We start from the raw sequence: 12181 nt of genomic DNA, 5'->3' as shown, positions 1-12181 counted from the left end.
GATGCTAGCAAAACGAATTATCCCCTGCCTGGATGTGAAGGATGGCCGTGTAGTCAAAGGGGTCAATTTTGTCAATCTGACGGATGTTGGGGATCCAGTTGACTCAGCGCGTGCCTATTATGAAGCGGGCTGTGATGAACTGGTATTCTTGGACATTACAGCCACCCATGAAGAACGGGAAACAACAGTTGAGATGGTGCGGCGTGTCGCAGAGCAGGTCTTTATCCCCTTTACCGTCGGTGGTGGCATTCGCTCGGTAGAAGACATGAACAAGATGCTCAAGGCAGGTGCTGATAAGGTAGCAGTAAATTCCTCAGCCGTGGCCAACCCGCAACTGATTAAAGACTGCGCCGAAAAATTTGGAAACCAGTGTGTGGTTGTTGCCATTGATGCTCGAAAGGAAGACGATGGCAGCTGGCACGTCTATGTGGCTGGGGGACGTAAGGACACAGGTAAGGACTTAATCGCCTGGGTCCAAGAAGTTGTCGCCCTAGGAGCGGGTGAGATTTTGCTGACCTCGATGGACAAGGATGGGACCAAGTCTGGCTTTGATCTTGACATGCTCAATCGCGTGGCAGAGGTGGTCGATGTGCCAATCATTGCTTCAGGTGGTGCTGGTCATCAAGAGCATATATTAGAAGTGTTTGAAAAAACCCCAGCAACTGGGGCGCTGGCGGCTTCGATTTTCCACTACGGTGAAGTCAGCATTAAGGATGTCAAGAAAGCCATGAAAGCTCAAGGAATCGAGGTACGACCAGCATGACAACTGCAAGGATTGATTTTGACAAGCAGGGCGGACTCGTTCCTGTCATTGTGACCGACTATCAGACCAATGAGGTGCTCATGTTGGCCTACATGAACCAAGAAAGCTATGACTTGACCTTAAAAACCAAGCAAATGCATTACTGGAGCCGGTCTCGCAAGGAGCTCTGGCATAAAGGAGCGACATCAGGGCATTACCAGCATGTCAAGTCGATTCGAACCGATTGCGATCAAGATACCCTGCTGATCCAAGTAGAGCAAGAGGGCGCAGCTTGTCATACTGGAGCCTATTCCTGCTTTTACCAGCAACTATGGGCCCAAGAAGGAGAAGAATGATGATGTTAGAAGAATTGTATCAAAGTGCTCGAAGTCGCAAGGAACAGCCCAAAGAAGGTTCCTACACCAATTACCTTTTTGACAAGGGAATCGATAAGATTCTTAAAAAAGTTGGAGAAGAAGCGACCGAAGTGGTGATCGCAGCCAAAAATGCTGACAAGGTAGAAACAGCCAACGAAGTGGCGGATCTTCTCTACCATCTAGCCGTTATGCTGGTTGAAACCAATGTGACTACAGAAGACGTTAAAGCAGTGTTAGAAGAGCGTCACGGTAAAAAGAGCCGTATTCAGGACCGCAAAGAGGTGATAGATTATTAAACCATGCGCTCTAAAAATCAAACAGAAACAGTGTTGCCTTGATGGGATGACTTCCAAAGATAACCTGTGTCGCCTCGACTCATTTTGATTTAAAGGCTTATCCAGACAAATGAAACCTCTCCTAAAATCTGCCTTATCAAGGCGATTTTTTGGGAGAGGTTTTTGAGGACTACTGCGGATGAAATAAGGAATCAGCAGGTAAACTCTTGGAGTGAAATATGCTCTTTTAAATTCAATAGAGTTGATTTACAGGTTACGAGCTACATTGAGGCAATCGATGACGGCTTTTATTGGACTATTTGATTCATTCCGAATATCGGGATTAATATAGGTTGAGTTGGTTAAATTACCTCAAGTTCCAATAGGAATAATTCATTAATCAATATATAATTCGTGAAGTAAGCTCTCTGCTGTTGTTGTCGGCATGATTCGGACACGGTTAAGTGTTAACAAGCCATTATCCAAACTGGCTAGGCCGGGATTGGTAGTAGTGGCCATCTTGTAACCAGCAGCCTCAGCAATGGCTAAGGTGTCTGGTGAATATTTCCCAGCTGGATAAGCCAGGCTAATGGTGTCTTGCTCCAGAAAACTGTCTAAATAGGCTTTGCTCTCAACCAATTCGTGTTGCTGGCTTTCGATGGTGCTAATGGCAAGGTCAGGATGGTTGACAGTATGTGCCTGAAAGGACATGCCGTTGCCTTTCATCTCCAAGAGCTGTTCGATAGAGAGGTGTCCGTGATGGCCTAGGGTTCCGATGATGACATTATTAGTCGCCTTGACTTGGTATTTTTTTAGGATAGGGTATGCAATCTCATAAAAATCCCACAAGCTATCATCGAAGGTTAGCCAGACGACTTTTTTGCCCTTGGGAAGGACATTCTCAGTAAGCACCTTGTAGGCTTCTTCTGGAGTTAGGCTATAGTAACCAGCCTCTGTTAAGGCTTTTAAGTGACTTTCAAAGACATCTGGCGCAACGATTAAATTCGCATTAGGAGCTTCGGCAGGATCCATGATGTGGATAGCATGGTACATCAAAATCGGCACTTGAACAGGCTGGTCTTGCTTTTCCCAATCTAGCTCATCATCTGCTGATACTGGTATGTCTTGAAGAGAATCTGAGGAATTGAGTGTAGTCTTAGTTTGATTTTGCTGTAGGTGCTTTATCGACTTTTCTTGAGGCCTTGACCAAAAATAAAGCGTTAAAAGACTTCCAAAAGCCATTAAAAGAATGAGGCTCATAAGGAGAGACAGTCGGCGGTTGGCTCGCTCTCGACGCTTTTTGATTAGAGTTTTCCTATTCATAAATCTATTATAGCAAAAACAAAGAGATAACTATAGTTACAGTTTACTATCATAAAAATTTTACCTACTTAAGGATATCCTCAATACTGTTCGTTAGCCATTCGTTTGCGAATTAACATTCACTGGTAAATGAATCTGAGATTTAGCTAAATCAATAGTGATTTGCCAGCTATGATTATCCCTCACCGTGTGCTCAAAGTCGGTTGTGTAGAGCACGATGCGAAGGCTATCGCCTTTTTTGAATTTGTAGACGGTCGGCTGGAGCTCAAAGCTAACGGACATCCAGGTATCTGGTGTGACAGGCTCCACCGTCATAAGGTCGGTACGGTTTTGCAGATTGAGGTGACCCTTGGTAACGACCCGATGTGGCGTCTCAGGCATTGCCAATTCTCTCAGGTCTTCTTGGGCAAAGTTGCGTCCATTGTCTACGGAGCGAGGGGCGATTGGCATGGGGATAGAGGTAATCCGTTTGGCTGGACCAAAATCCAAAACTTGAGTCGAGATGAAGCCTTTGGAAATGCTTGATTTAACCCGTAAATCTAGTCGAAGCGGACCGTTTAAGAAGAGGTCTTCTTCTAGGGTGAGGTCAACAGTCACTTGATTTGCCTTGTCCATGAAGAGGTCTTGCTTAAAGGCATTAAAGTCCTTGTCATAGCGGGCAAAGGTTTCCTCAGTGTATTGGTTTTCAATGCTGGCTTCCCCATCTCCAAGGCTGAGAGTTACCTGCTCCCCACTGCCAAAATTGTCTAATGTCTGCCAGGTCTGAAGGGCAGTATTGTCCTGCCAGATGACTTCTGGTAAGGTATAGGTACTATCGTGCCCTAGGAGCCGCTGGCTCAAAAGAGCGTTCATGCTCTCCCGGTAATCGATGGATTGCCAGTTATTCATGTAGACATGTTCCCCGAGGTGGAGAAAGAGGTGTTTCTTAGTCTCAGGCAGGAGGCGCTTAAAAACATTGTAGACATGAACAGGCTTCACATTCCAGTCTTGGAGGCCATGGGTGTAGACGACCTCTGCCTTGATTTTATCGATATGAGGCAGGTAGTTACGGTCCTGCCAGAATTGGTTGAAGTCACCAGTTTCCCGGTCTAGGTCCTTAGCCATTTGGGCGATAAAGGCCTTGTGGGCATCCTTGGTTTTGAGGAAATCACCAGCTTGGAGGGACTTGGAGTAGGTCAATTCTGCCAAACTATCGAGGTCTTCACCTGGATAGCCACCTGGGCTGACAACCAGGCCATTTTCCCGGTAGTAGTCGTACCAAGAAGCAATACCAGCTTCTGCCATAATGACTTCGAGGCCATCAACACCTGTGGTAGCAAGCCCTGTTGAGAGAGTTCCTAGATAGGAAATCCCAGAGGTGGCTGCTTTCCCATTTGACCAAGTCGCTAGGACCTGCTTGTCTCTTCGATGGCTGGTAAAGGCCACAGCTCGGCCATTGAGCCAGTCAATCACAGCCTTAAAGGACTGGATTTGGCGGTAATCACCACTAGTCATCATTCCTTGAGAGCCTAGGGTTCCAATACCCGATACATAGATATTGGCCATGCCACGGGAGAGGAAATAGTCGTTGATAGTGGTAAAGCGCCCCTGATAGGTAAAGGTTTCTTCCGCTGCAAAGGTTTCAGCAGCTGGTGCTGTCCCAGCGAGGAGTTCTGGTTGCCTTGGTTCACTAACCGTGATTTGGTTGTTCTCTTTTTCCTGTAGGTCGCCAGTCATCTTATAGAGGGCCTTATCACTGGCAACGTCATTAATCCCCTGCTGATAAGGACTGTTGGTGATGATAGTAGGAAGCTTACCTTTAAAGCGGGGACGAATAATATTCACCTTGACCAAGTCAATCTCACCATCGTCGTCTGTATCGAGACCTGACTCCACGTAGACCACTTCACGAATCAGGTCATGGGTGGTAAAGGTTGAAAGTACCTTGCCATTGAAAAAGTGGTAGGTATTGTCCTGGGGAATCAAATCCTGTGCCACCAAATGGTCAATGAGGGTATTGCCAGATTTCTTACGGGTATTAAGCAAATGGTAGATATTATTGATTACATCCCCGAAAATAATAGGAAAATTTAGCTGGTCTAAAAATTCTGTTAGATTGTTGTAATCAACTCCTGGTACAAAACCGAGGAGTTGTAGGGTAACCTGATAGAAAATATCAGGGGTTAAAGGGGCATCAGACTGGAAGAAATCCAGAAGATCTGTCTTCTCATCGGCAAGGAGTGTCGACAAGGGATAATCGGTGTCTTGGTAATTAAAGAAAGTTTTACGGACAAAGGTTTCAAAGTTTGCTTTATCAGACTGATCAACTGAGAGGGCAAATCCGAGTTCTTGAAGTTCTTCAAGCATCTGCTCTTTGGAGACAGGTGTGTAGGAAAATTGATTGTAGCGCATGGCAATCCCTTCTGAAAGATTTAATTTATAGGATAGGATGAACAGATGAATAATTCAATGAAGAAATGATGTTATGAGTATCGATAGCCTATCCGAGCTTTACTTTCTCTATTATACTTGATAAAGAGATGATTGTCTAAAATAATCAATAGAGTAGTAGAGCGATGGTATGAGGGCTACAAGGCTATTGAAATAGATTACAGCATGTTTGGATATTATTTGCTAGGTCTGGAAGTGGTATTTTAATTAGCCATAGATTGAAAAGGATTTTCATAAGGAAGAGTAATACGTTTTCAGACAGCAGGAAACTTATCTTATAAACCGTTAAATAGTTGTCAAAATCAGTTATTTACCTTACAATATAAAGTATGAAAAGAAATGGGAAAGTAATTGAAATGATTCCAGTAATAAAGGTTAATAACCGTTTTTTAAACATTGAATTTTATACAAAAGTCCTAGGATTTAAGGTACTCCATGAGGAAAATGCTTTTGCAGATTTGGGAAGCTATGGAGATCAAAAAGTGCAGTTGATTTTAGAAGAATCGCCAGCGGCAAGAACTCGTAAAGTGAAAGGTCCTAAAAAGTTAGCCCAGGTTACTGTAAAAGTTGCTATTCCTGAAGAAATTGAACATTTATTAGATTTGGGAGCACCTTACCAAGCCCTTTATCAAGGTCCAAAGGGATGGGCTTTTACGGCGGAGTCTCCCGAAGGGGATATTTTTTTGCTACATGCAGAAGATAATGTTGCTGAACTTGAAATTTTTAAAGGAGAGCCAATTTTCAAAAAGGGTGAGTCCGTATTTGACGGACTGAGTCGGTTTGCTATTGAATCTGTTGATGTGAGAACGAAGGATGTTGCTAATAGTAAAAATCTTTTTGTAGATCTTTTTCCAGATGTTCCTGTACGTTTTATCCAAGCTGAGGGAGAGGACTTACAGGTTGCTAACAATGTCACCTGGGATTTAGTCGGTCTGGAACTTATGATGGGGCAAGATAAAGACTTAGCGCCTATTGCTCAAAAAGCTCGCAAATCTGGACTGGAAGTCTTTGTAGATAAGAAAGAACGATTTTTAACTGTTACTGATCAAAATGGACTGGATATTAAGCTACGAAAATGACAGTAATTCAAAATAAAATTCAAAGCCAGATAGACCAAGGGCTATATCCTGGAGCTAGTCTGGCTCTTTATGACCATGGAAAATGGCAGAACGACTATTATGGAACCATTGATGGACATCAACCTACCGTATCAAATCTGGTCTATGATTTAGCCAGTGTATCAAAAGTCGTGGGTGTCGCGACAGTCATGATTAAGCTTATCCAAGCGGGTCGTCTCGCATTAGATACTCCCTTAAAAGCCTATTATCCTGCGGTCACTGATCCAAATGTCACGATTAGAGAACTCTTGACGCACACCTCCGGAATTGATCCCTTCATTCCCAATCGCGATAAGCTAGATGCCAAAGGATTAAAGGCTGCTATTGATCAGATTAAGGTCACTAAACAAAAGACTTTTGGCTATACAGATGTCAATTTCATCCTGCTTGGTTTTCTCTTAGAAGAAGTTTTTGAGAAAGACTTGGCCAGTATTTTTGCTGAACAGCTCTTTGACCCCTGGCAAATGTCAGAGACAGGATTTGGTCCTGTTTTAGGAGCGGTGCCTACCATCTCAGGAATTTTAGATGGACAGGTGCACGATCCCAAGGCTAAGGTGCTGGGACATCATTGTGGGTCTGCAGGACTCTTTTCACCCCTTTCAGATCTGCAGCTCTTTTGCCAGCATTATTTAGAGGATGATTTTGCGGAGAATCTTTGGGAAAATTATGCTAAAGAAGAAAAGACACGCTCTTTAGGTTGGAATTTAGATGGCGATTGGATAGACCATACAGGTTATACAGGTCCCTTTGTCATGATTAATCGCAAAGACCAGCAGGCTGCTATTTTCTTAACCAATCGGACCTTTGCCTATGATGACCGACCTCAATGGATTACTAAGCGTCGAGAACTGAGAGAGGTCATTAAACAAACCATGAAAGAAACCTCAATGGCTTTCTAGTCAATAGTTTTACGAAAAAAGTTGAAAAGAGGTTGGGCAAAAAGTCTCGAAAAATAGAAAATGGCATGGAATAACGTTGTTAAAACGTTGATTCTATGCCATTTTACTTTTAAAAAGAATAATTAAATTATAACTTTTTGCCCGGCCTCCTTAATTTTAGAAATTAAAGACGTGTTATGAGATCTCAGACAAACTCTATTTTCTGTGCTAATGATTTTGTTAAAAATATAGAATTTGAGCGAGGGAAGCGAGCCAAAACTGAAATCTTCCCCTGTGATAAAAAAGCCTGAAACCTTATCGTGTCAGGCATTCGGAACTTTTGAGGTGAAATAGTCCATTGGACTATTTCGGGTCTGAGTATGGAGATGAAATAGTGAAGAAGGCTCAAAATTTAGGTTGGCCTTAACAATCATCCCGAAGGGATTCGCTACCGTCTGTTTAACCGATTCAGTCGATCATGTAAAGTTTGAGACTGAAAATAAGAGAGCGAAAAACCTAAGGAAAGTTCCAAAAATGACTTTGTCTTCGATCTGTTGTTATTTTCTTCATCAATAACTCTCGATGACAGATAAATCACCGTCGACGCCAGAAATCAGTAAGTCGAAGGATAGCCCATCAGGATTCTCAGCAAACTCTTCCAACCATTGTTCGTCAAGCCTGATATAGATGCGATAAATACCGTAGGCTCCTTCGATATCTTGGAGATACACATAGCCTCTGTATTGGTAAGGGAAATCCTCACCTTCAGGGTTAGATACTGCACGCTCATAAGCTTCTTGGTAGCCAGATAGAGTGACTAAGTCATTTGTGGTTCGCACCTGGACTTCTACCTTATCGATAATGGAATTGTAGCTGAGTTCTAATTCAGAGACATATTCTTCAATTTCAATCCCCGCCTCAGAAGTGTAACTGCTAACCCAAACCGTATCAGCATAGGTACGCGTTTGCTCAGTCAAGGTATCTTCATCATAATGGTCAACAGAATAATCATCCTCAAGATCATCATCTTCAAAACTTTCGGATGACCAGTCCAGCCAATTGATTAGGTTGTAATAGTCTGGACTCCCCTTTTTAACTAGCATTTTCCCAACATCAGATAGGGACTCTGCCCCTAATCGATAAGGGTTTGAAATGTAGCCAAAGACAGGAAAGAAGTAAATCAGTACAGTTGCAGTCAGCAAGGTTTTCATATTGATTTTGCCAATTGCCCAAATAAAATAAGCGATAGCAAAGAGTAGGGCATAGGCTGCGCCATAGCTAAATTTTTGAGCATGGGCAATCAACAAAATGATAAAGAACACGGGTTGTACAGGGCGGATTTTATGGTAAATGAGTGAAAAAACATCATTTGGATCTTCTTCTGTCTTGACGATGAGTGAAACAATGATACTCAAGAGAACAAAGAAAGCCCCAAAGCCAAAGCCAACATCATTTGGCTTTATGATATAGGACAGGATAGACAAATCCATCACAATCAACCATATGCCGGCTAGTTTCACAAAGTTATTGGTAACAAGTGGAATAGCACTTGTTTTTTTAGGAGTATTTTCCCTCATTTTTTGTTGGACAAGTTTTAATTCAGCTAGCTGTTTTGCTTTAGCCATCCGTGCTTCAATGGCAGCCTCCTCTTCGAAATGCAGTTTTTGAAGCATGGTGTATAAGAAATACTGTGTCCCAAAGATAAAGGCTGTGTTCCCGCCGAATTCTAAAAAAGTACCATCCCAAAATAGGCGAGCTATCTGGAAAAGGATATAAATAAGGGCTGTTAAACTTGCTATTGTTGCTAGCTTACCAAGACGATAATGAAATAAAAAGCGATCAGTAGCATCATTTTTTAGGAAAGTATCTTTAGGATAAAGAAACCAGACAATAAAAATCAATTCAATCGCTTGGACAGCGGTTAACCATCCTAGATAATTCAATCCTTGCCATGCTACGATGATATTAATCAGGTAGGAAATGATGGCTAGGATTTTGAGTGATCGGCGTTGAGATAACAACCCGATAGCAAGTAAAGTCAATGTTGAAAAAACAGAGAAGCCAATGCCAGTTTTGTTATTAAATAAAAATACATTGATAAAAATAAAGAGGACAAAGCCCAGTAGTAAATAAACTTCTTTGGCTTTATCGGTTAAATATAATTTCATATTGTATGTCCTTATCTATTGATGGAGAATAGGGTCACTGTCCGAAACAGTTCATCCTGTCTTCATTTTAACATATAGAAGCTAGTCGCGCAAACCCCCTATTTTATAGTATTTTTAGCATCTTAAGCTCTTTTTAAGAGAGAGTTTTAAAGCTTGTATGGAGATTTCGAAAGGGTGAAACGATGCACGAACTAAAAGGATAGTTGTATTTATCTAAAACAAACAAAGAGGCTGGATTATATAATCCAGCCTCAGATTGCTAGTAGAGGGACTTAGTTATTAACCAACTCATCTACAGAATCATCAAGTGAGAGCACTTCGTGGAAGACACGTTGTGTCAACTCAGTTTTTTGTTCTTTAGTGAGGTACTTGGTGTTGACACAGTAACCTGAGATACGAACGATAACATCTTCTCCATCCATAATCTTTTGGTAAACATCGTTAAGGTCCATAACGTTCAAGTTAACGTGTTGACCACCACCTTCAAAGTAACCATCAAGAATGGTCACAAGGTTCTTCACTTGCTCATCAAATGTTTTACCAAGAGCTTTTGGTGAGACTTGAGTTGTGAGTGAGATACCATCGTTAGCGTGGTTGAAGTTAAGTTTTGCAAGAGAGTTCAAGTTTTGCAACCAACCACCACGTGATTTAGACGTTGGGTTCGCACCTGGTGGGAAGAATTCTACTTTAGAAGTGTTGACAGAGCCATCTTCGTTGAGGAATACTCCGCGGTGAACTGGAGAGTTACCAGTTTGTTTAGAGTAAGCAACGTTTGAAGTGATGGTCAAGATAGACACAGCAGCTTCAGCGTTTTTGTAAAGTGGCTTGCTAGCAAGACGAGTATAGAAAGCTTCCATGAGCCATTTCGCAATGTCATCAACGCGGTCATCATCTTCACCGTAGCGAGGGAACTCACCAGTCACTTCGTAGTCGTAGATGAAGCCATCTTCGTCACGGATTGGTTTTACTTGTGCGTACTTGATAGCTGAAAGGGAATCAACAGTATTGGCAAAACCACAGATACCGAATCCCATATTAGCGCGAAGGTGACTTGGCAAGAAGGCCATTTGGACAGCTTCATAGTTGTACTTGTCCGTCATGTAGTGGATGATATTCATGGCATCGACATACGTATCAGTCAACCAGTCGAGGGCAATTTCAAAGTTTTTAATGACTTTATCGTAGTCGAAGATTTCGTCATTGTTTGGTTCCACACCGTCAAAGACTTTATAGTCTTTATGAACATCATCATAACCGTTGTTCCATGATGACAAGAGACCTTTCAGAACGTTAACACGGGCACCGAAGTACTGGATGTTGTGGCGTTTGTCTTCATTTTCTGGGTCAAGTGGTGATACACAGCATGAGATACATGACATTTCCCCATAACCGTCTTTAGCCATTGTTGAGACACCTTCGTATTGAATAGAAGAGTGCTTGTGGCTCATGGCCATACAGTAGCGGCGGAAAGCGTATGGTAATTGGTCAGACCAAAGAACTGTCAAGTTTGGTTCAGGAGAGTTACCGATATTGTCAAGGGTATTGAGGAAACGGTAGTCCATTTTTGTCACACGGTGACGGCCATCATTACCCATACCAGCCATTGATGTTGTCAAGAAGGTTGGGTCACCTGAATAGATTTCATCGAATGATTTCGTACGTGCAAATTTAACTGTACGAAGTTTCAAGACGAAATCATCTACAAATTCCTGAATTTCAGATTCTGTGAAGGTACCACGAGCCAAGTCACGTTCTGCATAGATATCAAGAACAATTGGTACACGACCAAGTGACGTAGCAGCACCGTTAATAACGCGACAAACAGCCATGAAGGCGATGTTGACCCATTGGATAGCTTCTTTAGTGTTCATCGCTGGTTTCCGAACATCGACACCATAGTGGTCACCGAGTTTTGCAACTTCTTGCAAGGCTTGGTATTGGAGGTTAATTTCTTCACGGAGACGGATAGATTCTTCGTCGATTTCAGTGATCGCATTCCAGTCAGCAACTTTTTCTTGCATGAGGTAGTCTGCACCATAAAGGGCAAGACGAGCGTACATCCCAATGATGCGACCACGAGAATAGGCATCAGGAAGACCTGAAACGTGGTGAGAGTGGCGAGCGCGGCGAATATTTGACGTGTAGGCACGGAAAATGCCGTCGTTTACAGTTGTCGCATGTTTCGTGTAGATTTCATGAAGGAGTGGATCAGGCTCATAGCCGTTCTCAATTAAAGTTGTTTCCGCCATACGGATACCACCGCGAGGCATGAAGTTCAACTTGAAGAGTTCGTCGTTTTGGATACCAAAGATCACTTCATTGTCCTTGTCAATGAAACCAGGACCGATATCAGCGATAGAAGTCGCACGATCGATATCCATAGGGAAACGTGTGTCTTCGTAATGTGCTTTAGTGTCTTCAATGATTTTCTTAATTTTAAGCGAACGCTCTGTTGGCCCTGCCAAGAAGCTTTCATCCCCATCGTACGGCGCATAGTTTGCTTGTACGAAACGGGTTACGCTGGCTTTATCTTGCCAGTCATCTCCCTTGAAACCTTCCCAGGCTTGCGCGAAAACATCTTCTGTCACGTTAGCTGTTTTAACTGTTGTTGACATGTGAGTTCCTTCTTTCTTTTTATAGCTTTTACAATTACAATTATAACATTTGGAAATCGTTTACACAAGGAAATTAACAAGTGTAAACGTTTTCTTCTGTGATTTATTTTACACTGATTAATTAGGTTAAATACTTAATTAAGAATGTTAAGTGAATCACATTACAATTTTTTGACAATTTAATAAAGAGATGTCGTTTTCATATTAATTTCAAAAATAAGCTATAATAGGAAAAAATTGAGTTTGGAAAGGATG

9 protein-coding genes are annotated in these 12181 nt (G+C 42.3%); 5 read left to right on the top strand and 4 right to left on the bottom strand.

Going from position 1 to position 12181, the window contains the following annotated elements:
- Position 1 precedes the first annotated feature (1 nt).
- Genes hisF through hisE form a run of 3 tightly spaced genes read left to right on the top strand, consistent with a single transcriptional unit; the run spans position 2 to position 1415 of the window.
- Positions 2–763 (top strand): imidazole glycerol phosphate synthase subunit HisF, encoded by a 762-nt coding sequence (gene hisF, locus ACVRYP_RS07945; RefSeq protein WP_447468198.1) that lies wholly within the window; start codon positions 2–4, stop codon positions 761–763.
- Positions 760–1098: a phosphoribosyl-AMP cyclohydrolase gene (gene hisI / locus ACVRYP_RS07940; RefSeq protein ID WP_447468197.1), complete on the top strand. Its 339-nt coding sequence runs from the start codon at positions 760–762 to the stop codon at positions 1096–1098. The genes hisF and hisI overlap by 4 nt, the downstream gene beginning before the upstream one ends.
- A 2-nt stretch (positions 1099–1100) precedes the next feature.
- Positions 1101–1415, top strand: coding sequence for a phosphoribosyl-ATP diphosphatase (gene hisE / locus ACVRYP_RS07935; RefSeq protein ID WP_447468249.1), 315 nt, complete (start codon positions 1101–1103; stop codon positions 1413–1415).
- Between the two features lie 375 nt (positions 1416–1790).
- Here the strand turns inward: hisE and ACVRYP_RS07930 are convergent, their stop codons facing one another.
- Together ACVRYP_RS07930 and ACVRYP_RS07925 are read right to left on the bottom strand one after the other, a co-directional pair.
- Positions 1791–2717 (bottom strand): polysaccharide deacetylase family protein, encoded by a 927-nt coding sequence (locus ACVRYP_RS07930; protein ID WP_447468196.1) that lies wholly within the window; start codon positions 2715–2717, stop codon positions 1791–1793.
- 93 nt (positions 2718–2810) lie between these two features.
- Complete coding sequence (locus tag ACVRYP_RS07925; RefSeq protein WP_447468195.1) at positions 2811–5108, bottom strand: Xaa-Pro dipeptidyl-peptidase; 2298 nt, start codon at positions 5106–5108, stop codon at positions 2811–2813.
- A gap of 368 nt (positions 5109–5476) precedes the next feature.
- On the opposite strand from ACVRYP_RS07925, the gene ACVRYP_RS07920 reads away from it, so the two are divergent.
- Entirely contained in the window at positions 5477–6226 is a 750-nt protein-coding gene (locus tag ACVRYP_RS07920) for a CppA N-terminal domain-containing protein (protein ID WP_447468194.1), read from the top strand.
- Positions 6223–7164, top strand: a complete 942-nt coding sequence (locus ACVRYP_RS07915; protein WP_447468193.1) for a serine hydrolase domain-containing protein — start codon at positions 6223–6225, stop codon at positions 7162–7164. Before ACVRYP_RS07920 ends, ACVRYP_RS07915 begins: the two co-directional genes overlap by 4 nt.
- 548 nt (positions 7165–7712) lie before the next feature.
- Here the strand turns inward: ACVRYP_RS07915 and ACVRYP_RS07910 are convergent.
- Positions 7713–9311: a hypothetical protein gene (locus tag ACVRYP_RS07910; RefSeq protein ID WP_447468192.1), complete on the bottom strand. Its 1599-nt coding sequence runs from the start codon at positions 9309–9311 to the stop codon at positions 7713–7715.
- Positions 9312–9583: 272 nt separating this feature from the next.
- Complete coding sequence (gene pflB / locus ACVRYP_RS07905) at positions 9584–11926, bottom strand: formate C-acetyltransferase (protein ID WP_447468191.1); 2343 nt, start codon at positions 11924–11926, stop codon at positions 9584–9586.
- Between the last annotated feature and the right edge of the window lie 255 nt (positions 11927–12181).

The organism is Streptococcus rifensis (assembly GCF_053203525.1).
Note: the sequence above shows the minus strand (reverse complement) of the source record. Positions and strands in the feature narration are given on the sequence as shown.

Coding starts and splice junctions, on each gene's coding strand:
- ACVRYP_RS07930 (WP_447468196.1), bottom strand. CDS start 2,717: ATGAATAGGAAAACTCTAATCAAAAAGCGTCGAGAGCGAGCCAACCGC.
- hisF (WP_447468198.1), top strand. CDS start 2: ATGCTAGCAAAACGAATTATCCCCTGCCTGGATGTGAAGGATGGCCGT.
- ACVRYP_RS07910 (WP_447468192.1), bottom strand. CDS start 9,311: ATGAAATTATATTTAACCGATAAAGCCAAAGAAGTTTATTTACTACTG.
- hisI (WP_447468197.1), top strand. CDS start 760: ATGACAACTGCAAGGATTGATTTTGACAAGCAGGGCGGACTCGTTCCT.
- ACVRYP_RS07920 (WP_447468194.1), top strand. CDS start 5,477: ATGAAAAGAAATGGGAAAGTAATTGAAATGATTCCAGTAATAAAGGTT.
- ACVRYP_RS07925 (WP_447468195.1), bottom strand. CDS start 5,108: ATGCGCTACAATCAATTTTCCTACACACCTGTCTCCAAAGAGCAGATG.
- hisE (WP_447468249.1), top strand. CDS start 1,101: ATGTTAGAAGAATTGTATCAAAGTGCTCGAAGTCGCAAGGAACAGCCC.
- ACVRYP_RS07915 (WP_447468193.1), top strand. CDS start 6,223: ATGACAGTAATTCAAAATAAAATTCAAAGCCAGATAGACCAAGGGCTA.
- pflB (WP_447468191.1), bottom strand. CDS start 11,926: ATGTCAACAACAGTTAAAACAGCTAACGTGACAGAAGATGTTTTCGCG.